Raw genomic sequence first — 18142 nt, 5'->3', positions numbered from 1 at the left:
CCTTTAGCGCTGGAACGGATAAACCGATCCCAACTGCAGGATTGTTGTTAACGCGTCCAGTGCCTCACGCCCTTCACGCAGTAGCTGAGGGTCGACCAGATCGGCCTGCGTTAATCTGTCGCGATAGTAACGATCCACCCAGTCATTCAGGGAGTTAAACAGCGTCTCATTCATCATCACGGCCGGATTAACAGCCTGCATTTCGTTCTGCGTCAGCACTACGCGCAGGCGTAAACAGGCCGGACCGCCGCCGTTGGCCATGCTTTCGCGCAGGTCAAAGACGCGCAATTCATCGATCGGGTTATCGGCTTTCACCAGTTCAGACAGATAACGCCACACCCCTTTATGGTCCTGCGACTCTTGCGGCAGCACCAGCATCATGCTGCCGTCCTCACGGCTCAACAGCTGGCTATTAAAGAGGTAAGTTTCAACCGCATCCTGCACGCTGACCGCCTGGGTCGGCACCTGAATCGGCATAAATCCCGGCACCCGCTCATGCAGCGTAGCGAGCAGCTTCTCCTGATGGGCAAACGCCTGCTCATGGCAGAACAGCACCTGGCGGTTAGAGACGGCAATGACGTCATTGTGGAAAACCCCCTGGTCAATCACCTGCGGGTTCTGCTGAGCAAAAATCACCTGTGAGGGATTCACCTGGTTCAGCCGCGCGACGGCCTGGCTTGCCGCCAGCGTCTGGCGGGCGGGATAACGGACAGGCGCCGAATGGCCGCCCTCTTCTCGCCCGTAAATAAACAGCTGCACGCCGGGATCGCCATAATCCCCCCCAAGACGGTTATGGTTTGCCGCTCCTTCATCCCCGAACATGGCCACCTGTGGCAACGCCTGATGGACCTCAAAGTGAGCCTCATGACGGAAAATCGCACGCAGAACGCGCTCGGTCGTCTCCGCTTCGGTGGCACGGTGGAATTTGTTATTCAGGTTCGCCACCGTTAAATGCACTTTGCCATCCAGCGTATCGGCCGACGGTGCAACGGTAGCAGCGTTTGCCACCCACATCGACGAGGCAGAGCTCGCCGCTGAAAGCAGGTGCGGCGTCTGCGTACCCGCTTTTTCGATAACCTGCTCATCGCTGCCGCTAAAGCCGAGCTGACGTAACACCGCCACGTTCGGACGCTCCTGCGGCGGGATCACCGCCTGCGGGAAACCGGCATCCGACAGGGCTTTCATTTTCAGCAGCCCCTGCTTCGCCGCCAGTTTCGGGTTGGAGACCTGAAAACGGTGCTTCGTCGAGGCTTCATTACCAAACGAGAGGCCAGCATAGTGGTGCGTCAGCCCCACCAGCCCGTCAAAGTTGACTTCACGCGCTTTCATGACGATCCCCCTGAGTAAAATCCAGCCCCGGACTCAGCGTTTCCGGCAGCGTTAGCGCAGGCGTTTCCAGACTCGCCATCGGCCACGCGCAGTAATCTGCGGCATACCATGCGCTGGCGCGGTGGTTACCCGAAGCGCCTACCCCGCCAAACGGTGCCGTACTCGCCGCACCGGTAAGCGGTTTATTCCAGTTCACAATCCCGGCGCGTGCTTCGAGCAGCAGCTGATCAAATTTCTCACGATGCGGGGAAATCAGACCGCTCGACAGTCCATAGCGGGTGTGATTGGCCATCTCAATGGCGCTGTCAAAATCGTCATAACGCCAGACACAGAGCAGCGGGCCAAAGACCTCTTCATCCGGCACGTTGCGTGCGCCACTCATCTCAACAATGCCCGGCGTCAGCAGCGATGTTCCGGGCTTGATTTGCTTTGGCTCAAGCAGGGTTTTCGCCCCGCGCGCCACGTGATCCTGCCAGGCTTTCAGCACGTTCAGCGCGGCCTGCTCGGAAATCAGCCCCCCAATAAACGGCTGTGGGTCGGCATCCCACTGCGCAGGCACCAGACGCGCGCTGATTTCCACCAGCCGCGCGAGGAAGGCGTCGCCCTGTGCACCCCGTTTCACCAACAGACGACGCGCGCAGGTGCAGCGCTGTCCGGCGGTAATAAACGCTGACTGGAGGGTCAAATGCACCGCCGCGTCGATATCATCGGGATCTTCAACGATCAGCGGGTTGTTACCGCCCATCTCCAGCGCGAGAATTTTTTCCGGCTGCCCCGCCAGCTGGCGATGCAGTTGGTAGCCCGTTCCGGCGCTGCCGGTAAACAGCAGGCCGTCGATATCACTCAACGCACTCAGCGCCTGGCCGGTTTCACGTCCCCCCTGCACCAGATTGAGCACCCCGTGCGGCAGACCAGCCTGTTCCCAGAGCTTCACCACCACCTCACCGGTCAGTGGCGTTAACTCACTCGGCTTGAAAATCACGCTATTGCCCGCCAGCAGCGCGGGCACGATATGCCCGTTCGGCAGATGCCCCGGGAAGTTATAGGGGCCAAATACCGCCAGCACGCCGTGCGGACGGTGGCGCAGCGTGGCCGCGCCGTCAGGCATATCGGTATGTTGCTCACCGGTACGGGTATGGTACGCCTTCACCGAAATGGCGATTTTATTGATCATCGCCGTCACTTCCGTGGCCGCCTCCCAGCGCGGCTTGCTGGTTTCCTGAGCGATAACGCGCGTCAATTCGGCTTTATTGGCCTCCAGCAGTGATGCAAATTTCTCGACTATTCCCTGACGTACGGAGAACGATTGTTTCGCCCATCCCGGGAAAGCGCGACGGGCGGCATGACAGGCCTGTTCGACCTGCCCGGCGCTGGCGTCATTTCCCTTCCAGAGCACTTCTTGTCCGACCGGATTGGTCTTTATGCGCGGCTCGCCTTCGCCCGTGACCCAGTCACCGTTGATCCATAAAGTCATGCTGTTTTCTCCTCAGGGCAGAGACGCACCAGGCGAACCGTGTCGCCGGCGTTACATTTCAGGGCATCCAGTTGCGCGGCCGTCAGCACCAGACGTTCACTTTTCGGGTTGGTTCGCACCAGCATGGCGCGGAAATTGTTGTACTGCTCGTTAGCCACCAGACATGCTGGCCACTCACCCGGTGCAGGCTGGCCTTCGGAAACCTCAACCAGCCGGCTTTTACGGATCGCGCGCACGCGGTCGATATCGCACTCCAGGGTGGGTCCGCCGTCAAAGATGTCCACATAGTTACGGTAGCGGAAACCCTCTTTTTCCAGCACCGCCCGGGCCGGCGCGGTTTGCGGGTGCACTTCGCCAATCACCGCCTGCGCCTGGGGGCTTAAGAAATGGGTATAGATGGGGTGTTTCGGCATCAGTTCGGCGATAAACGCTTTCTGCCCGGTGCCGCACAGATAGTCCGCGCGGCTGAACTCCATCGAGAAGAAGCGCTCGCCGAGGCTCTCCCAGAAAGGTGAATAGCCGGTGTCGTCGATTACGCCGCGCATCTCGGCGACGACCTTTTCGTTAAAACGATCGCGGAACGCGGCCATAAACATGAAGCGCGACTTGGAGAGCAGATAACCGTTGCCCTCTTTTCGCCACGCAGGATCGAGGAACAGCGTGCAAAGCTCGCTGGCTCCCGTGTGGTCATTACAGAGAAAAAGCGTGGGCAGCGCGTTATAGACGTTCAGCTCTTTTGAGGCGTGAACCATCGTACCGACACGGTAGTTGTACCACGGGTCGTTAAGCCCGACGGCCACTTCGATTGCGCAAATGCCGGCCACGGTACCGGTGTCGGTATCTTCGAGAACGAACACATAACCCTGTTCGCTTTTTGGCAACGTCCCCTGCCAGGTTTGCAGGGCGCGCTCAATGCGCGCCGACAGCGTTTTTTCATCGGCAGGAAGCGAGGTCAGCCCGCCTCCCGTCTTACCGGCAAGCTGCATGAGCCCGGCGATATCGCCGCGCTCAACGGGACGGATGACCATCATGATGACACCCCGGACTTCACATGTTCACAGGCCAGTGCAAAACGGTCTAAACCGGTTCTCACCTCTTCCTCGCTGACAATCAGCGCAGGGGCAAAACGCACCACGTTGGCACCGGCAATCAGTACCATCACGCCCATTTTTGCCGCTTCCTGTGAAATAAGTTTAGCTTTTCCGGCAAACTCAGGTGTGAGTTCGCAGCCAATTAACAGACCCAGACCGCGGATCTCTTTAAACAGTCCCGTCTTGCTATTGATGGCGTTCAGGCGCTCAACAAACCAGTCATGACGTTGTTTAACGCCCTTGAGCACTTCCGGCGTGTTAATGATGTCGAGAACCTGTCCGGCCACGGCGGTAGCCAGCGGGTTACCACCGTATGTTGTACCATGCGTACCCACGGTCATTACGCTGGCGAATTTATCAGTGGTCAGCATGGCGCCAATCGGGAAGCCACCGCCCAGCGCTTTCGCCGTAGAGAGCACGTCCGGCGTTACGCCGTAGTGCATATAGGCATACAGCTCACCGGTACGCCCCACCCCCGTCTGGACTTCATCGAAAATCAGCACCGCGTGATGACGATCGCACAGCTCACGCAGCCCCTGCAGGAACGCTTTTTGCGCCGGAAGGACCCCGCCCTCACCCTGCATAGGTTCGACGATCACCGCACAGGTGGTGTCGTTGATAAGCTCACTGGCGGACTGCAGATCGTTATACACGCCGTGACGAATATCCGGCGGCAGTGGCGCAAAATCCTGCGAGTATGACGGCTGACCGCCAGCGCTGACGGTAAAGAGCGTACGGCCGTGGAACGCGTTTTTAAACGCCACAATGCCGCTCTTATGAACGCCGAATTTATCGTGTGCATATTTGCGTGCCAGCTTCAGGGCAGCTTCGTTTGCTTCCGCACCTGAGTTACAGAAAAAGACTTTTTCGGCAAACGTTGCGTCGATCAGCTTTTTCGCCAGTCGCAGAGCGGGCTCGTTGGTAAAACCGTTACCGGTATGCCAGAACTTCGCCGCCTGGTCGTTTAACGCCTGACGCAGTGCAGGGTGCGCGTGGCCCAGCGCGTTTACCGCAATCCCGCCAGCAAAGTCGATATACTCTTTGCCCTGTTGATCCCACAGGCGTGAGCCTTCCCCCCGTACCGGAATAAAAGCCGCCGGAGCGTAAACCGGCATCATCCATTCATCGAAATTTTCACGCGTAATTGACAGAGACATAGCGACCTCATCCGGTAAATAAAAGGTTATTTAGATGTTAAATAATTGAGTGTTTGCACTGTGAATGTAGATTGCAGCCTTCGTGCCAGCCAGCGATAAAAATGCATAAACGGGTTAGGGTTACAGAATATCAATAAGTTACGATATGGAGTTATTCACTGTTATTGCATAAAAAGTGAATATTTTAACGACAAGCGGCGCTTTGCCGCACGAAAATAAGAAAGAGTATGCAGAAGCCAAATATAATTCTGGAATTGTGATCGCTCGCGAAATTTATCGGTTCTTTACGCCCTGTTGGGGGGCAATGCGCGTCAGAATGGTGCAAATATTGCACCGTTGGCATGATCTGTCGCAGTTATTGGTCGAACCCCGTAACAGTTGACGCAAATTCTGCTACCATCCATGCACTATTCACCTTGCATTGGCAGCGACTATGAAATTTGTCTCTTTTAATATCAACGGCCTGCGTGCCCGCCCTCACCAGCTTGAAGCAATTGTTGAGCAACATCAGCCAGATGTGATCGGCCTGCAGGAGACAAAAGTTCACGACGATATGTTCCCCCTCGAAGAGGTGGCGAAGCTCGGTTACAACGTCTTCTATCACGGACAGAAAGGTCACTATGGCGTGGCGCTGCTGACCAAAGAGACGCCGGTTTCCGTACGTCGTGGCTTCCCGGGCGATGATGGCGAAGCGCAGCGTCGCATCATCATGGCGGAAATTCCTTCACCACTTGGCAATATCACGGTGATTAACGGGTATTTCCCGCAGGGTGAGAGCCGCGACCATGAGACAAAATTCCCGGCCAAAGCAAAGTTTTATCAGGATCTGCAGGATTACCTGACCACCGAACTGAAAAAAGAGAATCCGGTGCTGATCATGGGCGACATGAATATCAGCCCGACCGATCTCGATATCGGCATTGGAGAAGAGAACCGCAAACGCTGGTTGCGTACCGGTAAATGTTCTTTCCTGCCGGAAGAACGCGAGTGGATGGAACGCCTGCTCGGCTGGGGTCTGGTTGATACTTTCCGCACCGCCAACCCGGAAACGCAGGATCGATTCTCGTGGTTTGACTACCGCTCAAAAGGCTTTGATGACAACCGCGGTCTGCGTATAGACCTGCTGCTGGCCAGCCCGCCGCTGGCGGAACGCTGCATCGAAACCGGCATCGACTACGATATCCGCAGCATGGAAAAACCGTCTGACCATGCGCCGGTCTGGGCGAAATTCAAACTGTAACCTCGTGTGAACACGCAAAAAAGACTCCTGATGTGCGCCCTTCTGGGCGCATTTGTTCTGACCTTCGTCTTTCTTCCGCCGGGGACGCTCTCCCTGGAAACCATCAAAACGCACCAGCAGTCGCTCCTCTCGCACGTGGAACAGGCACCGTGGCAAAGCGCGTTTTTCTTTTTCGCCCTCTACGTGTTGGTCTCCGCCCTGTCGATACCCGGTGCGGCGATACTGACGCTGCTGGCGGGAGCGCTGTTTACGCTGTGGGAAGGCACCCTGCTGGTCTCGTTTGCTTCTACCCTCGGCGCCACGCTGGCGATGCTTGCCAGCCGTTATCTGCTGCGCGACTGGGTACAGCGGCGATTCACATCGCAGATGAATACGGTGAATGCCGGTATGGCGCGAGACGGTGCAGGGTATCTTTTTGCCCTGCGACTTATGCCCTTGTTCCCGTTTTTTCTGGTGAATCTGCTCATGGGGCTGACCCGTATTGCGGTCAGTCGCTACTGGTGGGTGAGCCAGGTCGCCATGCTGCCTGCAACCATTATCTTTCTGAACGCCGGACGCGCGCTGGGGAAAGTGAATTCGCTTCGCGATATTTTATCGCCGGGACTGATATTCGCCTTTACACTACTGGGGTTATTGCCGCTGGCGACGCGCTGGCTGTTTTCCCGTTTTACCCCTTCATCAAAAAAGTGAGGCATTATGCGCCGTGTGCGTTTTTGCACGTTTCTGAGCGGTCTGCTGCTGGCAGCCCCGCTGTTTGCAGCGGACAACTGGCAGGCTATCCAACAACAAGCCAAAGGCCAGACCGTCTGGTTTAACGCCTGGGGCGGCGATCGGGCGGTAAACCGCTACCTCGAGTGGGTAAGCGGTGAGATGAAAACGCATTACGACATAACCCTTAAAATCGTCCCACTGGCAGATGCCGCCGATGCAGTCAAACGTATTCAAACAGAGGCCGCCGCAGGCCGGAAAACGAACGGTTCAGTCGACCTCTTATGGGTCAATGGTGAGAACTTCCGTACCCTGAAAGCCGCTAACCTGCTGCAAACCGGATGGGCGCAGACCTTGCCCAACTGGCGCTATGTCGATACCCGTAAACCGGTTATGGAGGATTTTGCTGTCCCCACCGATGGCGCGGAATCCCCGTGGGGCGGTGCACAGCTCACCTTTATTGCCCGCCACGCAAGCCTGCCTGCGCCCCCAAACGATCCTCAGGCGTTGCTGGCGTATGCGCAGCAGCATCCGGGCAAAGTCAGCTACCCACGCCCGCCCGATTTTACCGGTACGGCATTTCTGGAACAGTTGCTCCTGACCCTCACCGCTCACCCGGAGGCGTTGCAAAAAGCCCCTGATAACACCTTTGCCCAGGTGACGGCTCCGCTGTGGCACTACCTGGACAAATTACACCCGCTGCTGTGGCGAAAGGGAGAGGACTTTCCTCCCTCGCCCGCCAGAATGGATACCTTGCTTGCCAGCGGTAGCCTCAATCTCTCCCTGACCTTTAACCCGGCACATGCGCAGCAAAAAGTGGCCAGCGGTGAACTGCCTGCCGACAGCTACAGCGTTGGTTTTGACAACGGAATGATAGGCAACGTCCATTTTGTGGCCATTCCGTCGAATGCCAGCGCAAGCGCAGGCGCGAAGGTGGTCGCCAATTTCCTCCTTTCACCGCAGGCGCAAATCCGCAAGGCCGACCCGGCCATCTGGGGAGACCCGAGCGTACTGGATGCGAAAACACTGCCCGAAAAAGAAGCGAAGCAGCTCGCTGCCCATACGCCGGCAGGGCTGCCAAAAATGCTTCCCGAGCCGCACGCTGCCTGGGTTAACGCGCTGGAGCAGGAATGGCTGCGTCGTTACGGCACCCGCTGAGCTGGCTCGTCTGGCTGGCGATGGCGGTCATCTATCTGCCGTTGCTTCCCGCCGCCGCCATACTGTTTGCCCCGGCATTCTCGCTGAACAACTGGCAGTTGCTGCTTAACGACCCGCAGCTGCCACAGGCAACGGTCGCCACGCTGGTCTCAACGCTTATCGCGACGCTGGGGTCGATGTTTATCGCTCTGGTGATCGTGGCCCTCCTGTGGCCGGGCGAGCGCTGGCGACGGCTCAGCAGCCGGCTGCCGTGGCTGCTCGCCGTTCCTCATGTGGCCTTTGCCACCAGCGCTTTACTGCTTTTTGCCGAAGGGGGCCTGTTGTATCAGGTGTGTAGCGTCTGTACGCCACCACTTGACCGATACGGTGCAGGGCTGGGGCTGACGCTTGCGGTAAAAGAGAGCGCGTTTGTGCTGTGGGCCCTTTACGCCGTCCTGCCGGAAAAACGCCTTGCGCAGCAAAAGGTCGTGCTGCATACCTTCGGCTACGGGCGTTTTCAGGCGCTGAACTGGCTCATCCTTCCGACGATCGCGCCGGCTCTTGGCGCGGTGATGCTGGCGGTGCTGGCCTGGTCCCTGTCGGTAGTGGACGTGGCGATGGTGCTCGGGCCCGGCAATCCCCCGACGCTTGCCGTACTGGCGTGGCAGTGGCTCAGTCAGGGCGATGCGCAGCAGCAGACAAAGGGAACGCTGCTGTGCCTGCTTCTCCTTCTGCTGCTGGCCGCGCTTTCTGCACTGGGTTACGGCGCATGGAGACTCTGGCGTCGCACGCTGCCGGATCTGAGCGGACGCCGTCGAATGTCGCTTATCGTCCCACCAGCGCGTCTGCTCAGCGGATTTCTGCCCGCCTGCGGGGTGCTTTGCGCGGTCGTGCTGCTCATGCTGGCGCAGCGGGAAGACATCGGTGCGGTTGGCGCCAGCCTCTCCTTTGGCCTGCTCGCCAGCCTGATTTCGCTGGGGGTAATTGTTCTCTGGCTTGAGTGGGGACCGCAGCGAGGCACACTGTGGGTGTGGTTGCCGCTGGCGCTGCCGGCGCTGCCCCTCGTTACTGGACAATACGTTATCGCGTTGCGACTGGGTATCGACGGGCACTATGCCGCCGTGCTGTGGAGCCATCTGCTGTGGGTTTTACCGTGGATGTTGCTGGTCCTCCAGCCAGCCTGGCAGAGGATCGATCCCCGTCTGATCCTTACCGCCAGAACGCTCGGCTGGCGGCGGGGAAAAATCTTCTGCTGGCTGAAATGCCCCTTGCTGGTACGCCCGGCGCTGCTGGCTTTCGCGACCGGGTTTTCCGTCAGCATGGCGCAATACATGCCAACCCTCTGGCTGGGCGCAGGCCGTTTTGCGACGCTGACCACTGAAACCGTGGCGCTCAGCAGTGGAGGCAGCATTCCGCTTCTGGCTAACCGGGCGCTGGGGTTGCTGTTGGTCACGGGGAGCGTGTTTGGCCTTGCCGCCCTGCTATCCCGGCTCGCAAGCCGTTACCGACGAGGATTACGTTAATGCTGCAGGTCAGCAATCTCACCATTGAACCGCTTTTCCACGAGGTCAATTTTTGTGTGCCACGCGGCGAAATAGTCACGCTGATGGGCCCTTCCGGCAGCGGAAAATCAACCCTTTTTGCCTGGATGGTGGGCGCACTGTCAGACGACTTTCAGGCTCAGGGCGAACTGTGGCTTGATGAACGTCGCTGCGACGGACTGCCCGTGGAGGCCCGCGGGTTGGGGATCCTCTTTCAGGATGCCCTGCTGTTTGACCATTTCAGCGTCGGACAAAATTTGCTGCTGGCATTACCTGAACGGATTGTCGGACGAGCACGGCGGGAAGCGGTCGAGCAGGCGCTCGGTTCTGCCGGGCTTGCCGGGCATTACGCCAGCGATCCGGCGACCCTTTCCGGCGGCGAACGTGCCCGGGTCAGTCTGCTGCGTGCCCTGCTTGCAGAGCCGCAGGCGTTACTGCTGGATGAACCGTTCAGCCGTCTCGATAATGCGTTACGCGCCTCGTTTCGGGCATGGGTATTTGACACTACCCGCGCACGCAATATTCCGGTGGTTCTGGTCACGCATGACGACGAAGACGTGCCCCCGGGCGGCGAAGTGATTGAGATTTCTCGCTGGCAATAATGTGCTAACGCAATGTTTTACCTTTCAGGAGAGACGACAATGCCCCCCTCTTTTACTGACGTCAGGTTATTCGATGAAACGTGTTTCTCAACTGACCGCGCTGGCCATGCTGTGCGGCCTCGCTTCATTTTCCTCTCTGGCTGCTGATATGCCGCACGCCATGACGCTGTCTCAACTTCAGGCACAACACGGCGCGGTGATCGACACCCGCGCCAGCGCGTTTTACAACGGCTGGCCGCAAACGCTGAGCGCGCCCTCCGGGCATGAGCCCGCCGCACTTAACCTTTCCGCCTCCTGGCTTGGCGCGATGAGCGATGACCAGATTGCCGTCTGGGCCAGACAGCACCAGCTTACGCCGGCCATGACGATCGCGCTCTACGGTCGCGACGCCGATAATCAGGCGGTCAAAGCGCGGCTGGAAAAAGCCGGCTACCACCAGATTTCCGTGCTCAACGATGCCCTGCAGGTACCTGAGCGTCTGCAGCGTTTGCCGCACTTTGAACAACTCGTCTACCCGGAGTGGATCCACCAGCTTCAGCAGGGTAAACCCGTCACTGCCGCGCCGACGGGCGACTGGAAAGTCATTGAAGCCGCATGGGGCGCGCCGAAGTTTTATCTGCTGAACCATATTCCCGGTGCCGGCTACATTGATACCAACGAAGTGGAAAGCGAACCGCTGTGGAATAAAGTTTCTGATGACACGCTAAAAGCGATGCTGGCGAAGCACGGGATCCGTCACGATACGACCGTCATTCTGTATGGCCGTGACGTATATGCCGCCGCCCGCGTGGCGCAGATCATGCTGTATGCGGGCGTGAAGGACGTCCGCATTCTTGATGGCGGCTGGAAAGCCTGGTCTGACGCGGGTCTGCCGGTTGAACGGGGAATGCCCAAAGACGTGAAGCCCGCCCCCGATTTTGGTGCACCAATCCCCGGCCAGCCGCAGTTGATGGTGGATATGGCGCAAGCACGCGGGATGCTGCATCGCCAGGACGCGTCGCTGGTCAGCATTCGTTCCTGGCCGGAGTTCATCGGCGAAACCAGCGGCTACAGCTACATCAAGCCAAAAGGTGAAATTGCCGGTGCCCGCTGGGGTCATGCCGGTAGCGACGCCACCCATATGGAAGATTTCCATAATCCGGATGGCACCATGCGCAGCGCTGAGGACATCGCCGCCATGTGGAAAACCTGGAACATCCTGCCGGAACAGCACGTCGCGTTTTACTGCGGCACCGGCTGGCGTGCGTCCGAGACGTTTATGTACGCACGGGCGATGGGCTGGAAAAATGTCGCCGTCTATGACGGCGGCTGGTACGAGTGGAGCAGTCATCCACAGAACCCCGTCTCCAGCGGAAAACGCGGGCCAGAAAGTTCACGCTAACGGATAAGTGACTTCAGCGTCACATACCCACTCCAGATGCGCGTTGTGGTGGTCAGCCAGCACAACGCGCCAAATATCCACGCCAGCACGCTGAAGTGCGCCGGAAAGAGGCAGCACAGCACAAACAGCGCGATCGTCTCCGTCCCCTCCGTTAACCCACCAATATAGTAAAACGACTTATGCGCGTAGCCGGGGTTGTCGATGTTGTGTTTCGCTGCCAGCGCGGCAAATGCCAGAAAACTGCTCCCGGTACCGATAAAGGCAAACAACAGCCAGCCAGCGGCAAGCGCATTCTCTACGGGGGCCGCCAGCGCGAATCCGAAGGGAACCAGCGCGTAAAACAGAAAATCGAGGGCGATATCAAGAAATCCTCCCGCATCCGTCAGCCCGCGCCGGCGCGCCAGCGCACCGTCCAGACCATCCAGCAGGCGATTCAGCACGATGGCGACGAGCGCCGCCGGATACCAGCCGAGGGCCAGAAACGGTAAGGCCAGAACGCCTATGGCAAACCCGGTCAGGGTTAATCCGTCAGGCGTGATCCCCGGCTTATCCAGTACTGACACCAGTCGGTTGAGCGTGGGTTTAATCCGCGGGTGCAGATGACGATCAAGCATGGGGATCCTCTTTAAACGTGGCACATAACCCCTGCGCCGGGATGTCCAGTGCGGCATTAAAGCGTGCAGAGAGATTCTGAAACGCAATCAGCGCCGTCATTTCGGCGATCGCGTCCTCGCTGAAATGGCGTTTGATCTCACTTTTGATTTCGTCATCCACGCGGGGCGGCGTCGCGGTGACAGCCTCGGCATAGGCCAGCGCCGCACGCTCCTCTTCGCTAAAAAGAGCGGAATCACGCCACGCGTTGACGGCCTGAACCTTATCCAATGTGCTTGAGCGCTCCGCCAGGCGCAAACTGTTGGCATCGATACAAAAATCACAGTGACAAAGCTGCGATACCCGGGTCATTAACAGCGAACGAAGCACCGGCGACAGGCGCGCGTGACGACGTTCGAGAAAACCGACGAACAATGCCACCAGCCAGAAAAGACGTGGCATCCTTCCCCACCAGCGCGTGGGGTTAAGCACAGCACCAAAGTGTTTTTTCTGCATGGCGGCAATCGGTTTTATGCTGACCGGAAGGGTGGCGATGGGATCTACCCAGGTGGACGTCTCTTTCACCTGATTCTCCTGATGGCTGGACTCTTAGAAAGGGCACGATAATATGGTGTTTTTCGCTAACAAGTATTGACGACCATGCTAAAAACAGTCGATGTCGTTGCGGCAATCATCGAAAAAGACAACAAAATTTTACTGGCCCAGCGCCCGGCTCATGCCGACCAGCCGGGCATGTGGGAATTCGCAGGCGGAAAAGTAGAAGCCGGTGAGACGCAGCCCGAGGCGCTTGTCCGCGAGCTGCACGAAGAGCTCGGCATCCACGCGCAGCCAGGAAAGTATGTGGCAAGCCATCAGCGTGAGGTGTCACAGCGGTTAATCAACCTTCACGCCTGGCACGTTCCGGCGTTCAGCGGCGCGCTGACGGCGCATTACCACAGTGCGCTGGTGTGGTGTACGCCCGAAGATGCATTTGGTTTCAACTTAGCGCCTGCGGACATCCCGCTGCTGGAGGCGTTTATTGTTTTATGCGACGCCAGACCAGCGGATTCGTGCTAATGGTGCGTTCATCACGCTGGCACTGCAACAGAATGCCGTCCGCTTTTACCACCGCCCCTTCCGAATAGTTCTGATCCTGATAGATGCAGCACTGGTTACACGGCTGCGCTCGCTGGCCGCTGGAGCTGAACACCTCCGGCGGCACATTCACGTCCACATCCGGGCGAATGCGGTCTGCCTGCGCGCCTGCGGTAAACATCAAACATAACGCGGCTATCACGTAACGGTTCATAGACTTATCTTCCTGTTGTGCCCTGATAAAGACTATAACGGTAAACCGGCGCAGAACCTTTAATTTATCTCGTCATCGCTTTTGGTTATGACGCAGCCCCGCTGATTAATTTCCTTTTCGGCATGCATTTCTGCTTGCTTCACAAAGCGGTACGGATGGTATAGTCAAAAAAACAACACAATTCGTATAAGCAATATACATAAAATAATATAAGGGGTTCTTATATCTATGGATCAGACACGCTCTCTGGAAGCTTTCCTCTCTTATGTTCAACAGCGCGACCCGCATCAAAGTGAGTTTGCGCAGGCCGTACGTGAAGTCATGACCACGTTATGGCCGTTCCTTGAAGAAAACCCGCGTTATCGCCAGATGTCACTGCTTGAGCGCCTCGTGGAGCCGGAGCGCGTGATCCAGTTTCGCGTGACCTGGGTAGATGACCGTAATCAGGTCCAGGTTAACCGCGCGTGGCGCGTGCAGTTTAATTCCGCCATCGGCCCGTTTAAGGGCGGGATGCGTTTCCACCCTTCCGTGAATCTGTCGATTTTAAAATTCCTCGGCTTTGAGCAGACGTTTAAAAACGCCCTTACGACCCTGCCCATGGGCGGCGGGAAAGGCGGCAGCGATTTCGATCCGAAAGGCAAAAGCGAAGGCGAAGTGATGCGTTTCTGTCAGGCGCTAATGACCGAACTCTATCGTCATCTTGGTCCCGATACTGACGTTCCGGCGGGCGATATCGGCGTCGGTGCGCGTGAAGTGGGCTTTATGGCCGGCATGATGAAAAAGCTTTCGAATAACAGCGCCTGTGTCTTTACGGGCAAAGGGCTCTCCTTTGGCGGCAGCCTGATCCGTCCGGAAGCCACCGGCTACGGGCTGGTCTATTTTACCGAGGCGATGCTGAAGCGCCACGGCTTAGGGTTTGAAGGTATGCGCGTGGCGGTGTCCGGCTCCGGTAACGTGGCTCAGTACGCTATTGAGAAGGCGATGCAGTTTGGTGCCCGCGTGGTTACCGCGTCAGATTCACGCGGTACCGTGGTGGATGAAGCCGGTTTTACGGCCGAGAAGCTGGCACGCCTGTGCGACATTAAAGCCAGCCGCGACGGCCGTCTGGCGGATTATGCCCGTGAATTTGGTCTGACCTGGCTCGAAGGCAAACAGCCGTGGGGCGTGCCGGTCGATATCGCCCTGCCATGTGCGACCCAGAACGAACTGGATACCGAGGCCGCACGTACCCTGATTACCAACGGCGTGAAGGCCGTGGCCGAAGGGGCGAATATGCCAACCACCATCGAAGCGACCGATCTGTTCCTTGAGGCTGGCGTGCTGTTTGCGCCGGGCAAAGCCGCGAACGCCGGCGGCGTGGCGACCTCTGGCCTGGAGATGGCGCAAAACGCCGCGCGCCTCGGCTGGAAGGCAGAGAAAGTGGATGCGCGTCTGCACCACATTATGCTGGATATTCACCACGCCTGCGTCGAGTACGGCGGTGAGGCATCGCAAACCAACTACGTGCGCGGAGCAAATATCGCCGGGTTCGTGAAGGTCGCGGATGCGATGATGGGGCAAGGGGTTATCTAAGCACGCTGTCGCCCTTTCCCGTCGGGAGAGGGCGACAACCGAAAGCACATCAGGCTGCGCTTTTTTTCTTTTTGAACGGTTTCTTCGGCGCACCACCCGGTGCAACCATCCCCCGGAACTGCTTCACCGGCGTATTACGCGCCTGGTTAATCAGCTCGTACAAGGTCCCCACCAGCGGCTGCATAAAGTCCTGATAGCGACACTGCTTTTCACTGATTTGCGTCAGCACAGATTCCCAGTGTGCCGTCATGTCCGGCCTTGCGGCCAGCTCAGGCAGTGAGTGGATCAATGCGCGCCCCGGTTCAGTCGAGTGGATATAGCGCCCTTTTTTCTCCAGAAAACCGCGCTTAAACAGCAGCTCGATAATGCCCGCACGGGTCGCTTCCGTGCCCAGTCCGTCGGTGGCACGCAAGATCTTCTTCAGATCCTTATCCTGAACAAAACGGGCGATCCCGGTCATTGCCGAGAGCAGTGTCGCATCGGTGAAGTGGCGCGGCGGTTGGGTCTGGCGTTCAACCACTTCGCCTTTCTCACACAGCAGCTCGTCATCTTTGGCAACCACCGGCAGCGGCGTGCCGTCATTCTCTTCGTCACGCTCTTTGTTGCCAAGCAGCGTGCGCCAGCCAGCCTCCGCCAGGAAACGCGCCTTGGCGATAAATTTCCCTTTGGCAATTTCCAGCTCAATCACGCATTTGCGGAACACTGCGTCCGGGCAGAACTGCATCAGATACTGACGAGCCACCAGGTTATACACCTTCGCTTCGTTTTCCGTGAGGTTAACATTGCTGGCGCGCGCCGTCGGGATAATCGCATGGTGGGCATCCACCTTTTTATCATCCCAGCAGCGGTTATGAATGTCCGGATTCACAACCGGTTGTGGCAGCAGATCCGGCGCGTGAACGGCAATGGCGTTCATCACCGAGTGACGGCCGGCAAAGTGCTCTTCCGGCAGATACCGGCTGTCCGAACGCGGATAGGTAATGAGCTTGTGGGTTTCGTAGAGCTTCTGGCAGATATCAAGGACGTTCTGCGCGCTCAGACCGAAGCGTTTCGCCGCTTCAATCTGCAGCGCGGAAAGCGAGAACGGCAGCGGCGCGGGTTCTGATTCCCGTTTATCGTTATAGCTGGTGACAATAGCAGGCTGACCGGTAATCCGGTTGACCACGTGCTCCGCCAGCGGACGGTGCAGCAACCGCCCCTCTTCATCCTGATACGATTCGCAGGCATCGCTTGGCTGCCAGACGGCGGTAAAGCGCTCGTCTTTCGGCGTGACGATATGCGCTTTAACCTCAAAGAAATCTTTGGCGACGAAATTCTCAATCTCTTCGTCACGACGCACCACCAGCCCCAGCACCGGCGTTTGCACACGCCCGACGGAGAGGACGCCCTGATAACCGGCATTACGCCCCAGAATGGTGTAGGCGCGGGTCATATTGATCCCGTAAAGCCAGTCAGCACGAGCGCGGGCCAGCGCGGAAACGCACAGCGGAATAAACTCGCTGTTCGCGCGCAGACGTGAAATGGCCCGCTCCACGGCCTGCGGATTGAGGTCGTTAATCAGGCAGCGCTGGACCTGCTGGCGTTTTTCCGGCGCCAGCTCCAGATAGTCCAGCACCTCATCCACCAGCAGTTGCCCTTCCCTGTCCGGGTCACCCGCGTGGATGACTTCCGTCGCGTCATGCAAAAAACGTTTAATCACGTTGAGCTGTTTGGTGACGGAAGGCCGTGGCTGCAGGCGCCATTTTTCAGGGACGATGGGCAGGTCATTGAGGTTCCAGCGGGCATAGCGGCTGTCGTAGACATCCGGCTGCGCCTGCTCAAGCAGGTGACCGATACACCAGGTGACCACCTGCCCGTTACCGCATTCGATAAAGCCGTCGCCCTTGCGATGCGGCTTCGGCAGCACATCGGCAATGGCACGGGCCAGGCTCGGCTTTTCGGCAATAAACAACCGCATTGAATTAACGGATCTCAATCATCGGTCGGCCACCGCGCGCGGTCACCAGTTCACCGATCGCCGTCAGGGTAATACCAAACTCTGCGGCCGTCGCCTGGACGTCGGCTTCAGCGTCTGGCGTGACCGCCAGCAGCAAACCACCGGACGTTTGTGGATCGCACAGCAGATTGCGCCACGCTTCAGGCATTTCGCCCATCAGATGACCATAGCTGGCAAAGTTACGCTGGGTACCGCCCGGAACGGCGCCCGCTGCAATGTACTCCTCCACACCCGGCAGCTTCGGCACGTCCTGATACCAGACCTGCGCCTGTACGCCCGCGCCCTGACACACTTCGGAGAGGTGCCCGAGAAGGCCAAAACCGGTCACGTCGGTCATGGCTTTCACGCCGTCGATATTCGCGAAAGCCGCACCCGCGAGGTTCATCTGGCACATGACCTCGGTTGCCAGCCCCTGGTGTTCCGGCTTCAGCAGCGATTTTTTCTCCGCAGTAGTGAGGACACCAATGCCCAGCGGTTTGGTGAGGAACAGCTTGCAGCCCGCCTGCGCGGTGCTGTTGCGTTTCACGCGCTCGGTGGGCACCACACCCGTGACCGCGAGACCGAAGATCGGCTCCGGCGCATCGATAGAATGACCACCGGCCAGCGCGATCCCCGCCTGCTGGCAGGCAAAACGTCCCCCTTCAATCACCTCACGGGCAATTTCAGGGGCAAGGGTGTTAATCGGCCAGCCCAGAATGGCAATCGCCATAATCGGTTTGCCCCCCATGGCGAAAATATCGCTGATGGCGTTGGTGGCCGCAATACGCCCGAAATCGAACGGGTTGTCGACAATCGGCATAAAGAAGTCGGTGGTACTGATAATGCTGGTGCCGTTACCCAGGTCATAAACTGCCGCATCGTCACGCGTTTCGTTACCGACAAGCAGGTTCGGGTCGACAAACTTCGCCTGTTCACTGTGGAGAATGGTCTCCAGCACTTTCGGGGAAATTTTACAACCGCAACCGGCTCCGTGGCTGTATTGCGTTAAACGAATGGTTTGCTCGCTCATGGACG

The 18142-nt window shown here is 58.2% G+C and carries 17 protein-coding genes; 8 read left to right on the top strand and 9 right to left on the bottom strand.

Going from position 1 to position 18142, the window contains the following annotated elements:
* Nucleotides 1-3 precede the first annotated feature (3 nt).
* Genes astB through astC form a run of 4 tightly spaced genes read right to left on the bottom strand, consistent with a single transcriptional unit; the run spans nt 4 to nt 5051 of the window.
* Nucleotides 4-1329, bottom strand: a complete 1326-nt coding sequence (astB, locus tag AC2FAP_RS03800; protein WP_032677963.1) for an N-succinylarginine dihydrolase — start codon at nt 1327-1329, stop codon at nt 4-6.
* On the bottom strand, nt 1316-2803 hold the full coding sequence (astD, locus tag AC2FAP_RS03795) for a succinylglutamate-semialdehyde dehydrogenase (protein WP_032681217.1): 1488 nt from the start codon (nt 2801-2803) through the stop codon (nt 1316-1318). The genes astB and astD overlap by 14 nt, the downstream gene beginning before the upstream one ends.
* Nucleotides 2800-3834, bottom strand: a complete 1035-nt coding sequence (astA, locus tag AC2FAP_RS03790) for an arginine N-succinyltransferase (protein WP_014169664.1) — start codon at nt 3832-3834, stop codon at nt 2800-2802. Before astA ends, astD begins: the two co-directional genes overlap by 4 nt.
* Nucleotides 3831-5051 (bottom strand): succinylornithine/acetylornithine transaminase, encoded by a 1221-nt coding sequence (gene astC / locus AC2FAP_RS03785; protein ID WP_014169663.1) that lies wholly within the window; start codon nt 5049-5051, stop codon nt 3831-3833. The genes astA and astC overlap by 4 nt, the downstream gene beginning before the upstream one ends.
* Nucleotides 5052-5484: 433 nt before the next feature.
* Here astC and xthA point away from each other — a divergent pair, with 433 nt between their 5' ends.
* The 6 genes from xthA to AC2FAP_RS03755 all read left to right on the top strand — a co-directional run bounded on the left by xthA (nt 5485) and on the right by AC2FAP_RS03755 (nt 11660).
* Nucleotides 5485-6291 (top strand): exodeoxyribonuclease III, encoded by an 807-nt coding sequence (gene xthA, locus AC2FAP_RS03780; RefSeq protein WP_020884424.1) that lies wholly within the window; start codon nt 5485-5487, stop codon nt 6289-6291.
* A gap of 30 nt (nt 6292-6321) precedes the next feature.
* Nucleotides 6322-6981 (top strand): TVP38/TMEM64 family protein, encoded by a 660-nt coding sequence (locus AC2FAP_RS03775; RefSeq protein ID WP_153852333.1) that lies wholly within the window; start codon nt 6322-6324, stop codon nt 6979-6981.
* A 15-nt stretch (nt 6982-6996) separates the two neighbouring features.
* On the top strand, nt 6997-8157 hold the full coding sequence (locus AC2FAP_RS03770; RefSeq protein WP_040019018.1) for an ABC transporter substrate-binding protein: 1161 nt from the start codon (nt 6997-6999) through the stop codon (nt 8155-8157).
* Entirely contained in the window at nt 8130-9659 is a 1530-nt protein-coding gene (locus AC2FAP_RS03765) for an ABC transporter permease family protein (RefSeq protein ID WP_449541567.1), read from the top strand. Before AC2FAP_RS03770 ends, AC2FAP_RS03765 begins: the two co-directional genes overlap by 28 nt.
* Complete coding sequence (locus AC2FAP_RS03760; RefSeq protein WP_449541566.1) at nt 9659-10279, top strand: ATP-binding cassette domain-containing protein; 621 nt, start codon at nt 9659-9661, stop codon at nt 10277-10279. Before AC2FAP_RS03765 ends, AC2FAP_RS03760 begins: the two co-directional genes overlap by 1 nt.
* 73 nt (nt 10280-10352) lie before the next feature.
* Nucleotides 10353-11660 carry a rhodanese-like domain-containing protein gene (locus AC2FAP_RS03755; RefSeq protein WP_047366434.1) on the top strand — a complete coding sequence of 436 codons (1308 nt, stop codon included), beginning with the start codon at nt 10353-10355 and terminating at the stop codon, nt 11658-11660.
* Here AC2FAP_RS03755 and AC2FAP_RS03750 read toward each other — a convergent pair.
* Both AC2FAP_RS03750 and AC2FAP_RS03745 read right to left on the bottom strand, forming a co-directional pair.
* A complete protein-coding gene (locus AC2FAP_RS03750; RefSeq protein ID WP_307371224.1) occupies nt 11657-12274 on the bottom strand; it encodes a CDP-alcohol phosphatidyltransferase family protein in 618 nt (205 codons plus the stop codon). The genes AC2FAP_RS03755 and AC2FAP_RS03750 overlap by 4 nt on opposite strands.
* The gene (locus AC2FAP_RS03745) at nt 12267-12836 is read right to left on the bottom strand and encodes a carboxymuconolactone decarboxylase family protein (RefSeq protein WP_485452841.1); all 570 of its coding nucleotides are present in this window, start codon (nt 12834-12836) and stop codon (nt 12267-12269) included. Before AC2FAP_RS03745 ends, AC2FAP_RS03750 begins: the two co-directional genes overlap by 8 nt.
* Before the next feature lie 75 nt (nt 12837-12911).
* Between AC2FAP_RS03745 and AC2FAP_RS03740 the strand changes: the two genes are divergently transcribed.
* A complete protein-coding gene (locus AC2FAP_RS03740) occupies nt 12912-13328 on the top strand; it encodes a pyrimidine (deoxy)nucleoside triphosphate diphosphatase (protein ID WP_449541565.1) in 417 nt (138 codons plus the stop codon).
* On the opposite strand, the gene AC2FAP_RS03735 is transcribed toward AC2FAP_RS03740, so the two are convergent.
* On the bottom strand, nt 13288-13560 hold the full coding sequence (locus AC2FAP_RS03735) for a YnjH family protein (protein WP_449541564.1): 273 nt from the start codon (nt 13558-13560) through the stop codon (nt 13288-13290). The genes AC2FAP_RS03740 and AC2FAP_RS03735 overlap by 41 nt on opposite strands.
* Before the next feature lie 228 nt (nt 13561-13788).
* Here AC2FAP_RS03735 and gdhA point away from each other — a divergent pair, with 228 nt between their 5' ends.
* The gene (gdhA, locus tag AC2FAP_RS03730) at nt 13789-15132 is read left to right on the top strand and encodes an NADP-specific glutamate dehydrogenase (RefSeq protein WP_047357298.1); all 1344 of its coding nucleotides are present in this window, start codon (nt 13789-13791) and stop codon (nt 15130-15132) included.
* A 49-nt stretch (nt 15133-15181) separates the two neighbouring features.
* On the opposite strand, the gene AC2FAP_RS03725 is transcribed toward gdhA, so the two are convergent.
* Nucleotides 15182-17089 (bottom strand): DNA topoisomerase III, encoded by a 1908-nt coding sequence (locus AC2FAP_RS03725; protein WP_020884435.1) that lies wholly within the window; start codon nt 17087-17089, stop codon nt 15182-15184.
* Between the two features lie 4 nt (nt 17090-17093).
* Nucleotides 17094-18137 carry a selenide, water dikinase SelD gene (gene selD / locus AC2FAP_RS03720; protein WP_020884436.1) on the bottom strand — a complete coding sequence of 348 codons (1044 nt, stop codon included), beginning with the start codon at nt 18135-18137 and terminating at the stop codon, nt 17094-17096.
* Nucleotides 18138-18142: the final 5 nt, after the last annotated feature.

It is taken from the genome of Enterobacter cloacae complex sp. 394I7, from assembly GCF_057320345.1.
The sequence above is the reverse complement of the archived record's forward strand: the minus strand, read 5'-3'. Positions and strand labels throughout refer to the sequence as shown.

What these genes read in the sequence shown, in the direction of transcription:
- astB (WP_032677963.1), bottom strand. Translation starts at nt 1,329, where the DNA reads ATGAAAGCGCGTGAAGTCAACTTTGACGGGCTGGTGGGGCTGACGCAC.
- astD (WP_032681217.1), bottom strand. Translation starts at nt 2,803, where the DNA reads ATGACTTTATGGATCAACGGTGACTGGGTCACGGGCGAAGGCGAGCCG.
- astA (WP_014169664.1), bottom strand. Translation starts at nt 3,834, where the DNA reads ATGATGGTCATCCGTCCCGTTGAGCGCGGCGATATCGCCGGGCTCATG.
- astC (WP_014169663.1), bottom strand. Translation starts at nt 5,051, where the DNA reads ATGTCTCTGTCAATTACGCGTGAAAATTTCGATGAATGGATGATGCCG.
- xthA (WP_020884424.1), top strand. Translation starts at nt 5,485, where the DNA reads ATGAAATTTGTCTCTTTTAATATCAACGGCCTGCGTGCCCGCCCTCAC.
- AC2FAP_RS03775 (WP_153852333.1), top strand. Translation starts at nt 6,322, where the DNA reads ATGTGCGCCCTTCTGGGCGCATTTGTTCTGACCTTCGTCTTTCTTCCG.
- AC2FAP_RS03765 (WP_449541567.1), top strand. Translation starts at nt 8,130, where the DNA reads ATGGCTGCGTCGTTACGGCACCCGCTGAGCTGGCTCGTCTGGCTGGCG.
- AC2FAP_RS03760 (WP_449541566.1), top strand. Translation starts at nt 9,659, where the DNA reads ATGCTGCAGGTCAGCAATCTCACCATTGAACCGCTTTTCCACGAGGTC.
- AC2FAP_RS03755 (WP_047366434.1), top strand. Translation starts at nt 10,353, where the DNA reads ATGAAACGTGTTTCTCAACTGACCGCGCTGGCCATGCTGTGCGGCCTC.
- AC2FAP_RS03750 (WP_307371224.1), bottom strand. Translation starts at nt 12,274, where the DNA reads ATGCTTGATCGTCATCTGCACCCGCGGATTAAACCCACGCTCAACCGA.
- AC2FAP_RS03740 (WP_449541565.1), top strand. Translation starts at nt 12,912, where the DNA reads ATGCTAAAAACAGTCGATGTCGTTGCGGCAATCATCGAAAAAGACAAC.
- AC2FAP_RS03735 (WP_449541564.1), bottom strand. Translation starts at nt 13,560, where the DNA reads ATGAACCGTTACGTGATAGCCGCGTTATGTTTGATGTTTACCGCAGGC.
- gdhA (WP_047357298.1), top strand. Translation starts at nt 13,789, where the DNA reads ATGGATCAGACACGCTCTCTGGAAGCTTTCCTCTCTTATGTTCAACAG.
- AC2FAP_RS03725 (WP_020884435.1), bottom strand. Translation starts at nt 17,089, where the DNA reads ATGCGGTTGTTTATTGCCGAAAAGCCGAGCCTGGCCCGTGCCATTGCC.
- selD (WP_020884436.1), bottom strand. Translation starts at nt 18,137, where the DNA reads ATGAGCGAGCAAACCATTCGTTTAACGCAATACAGCCACGGAGCCGGT.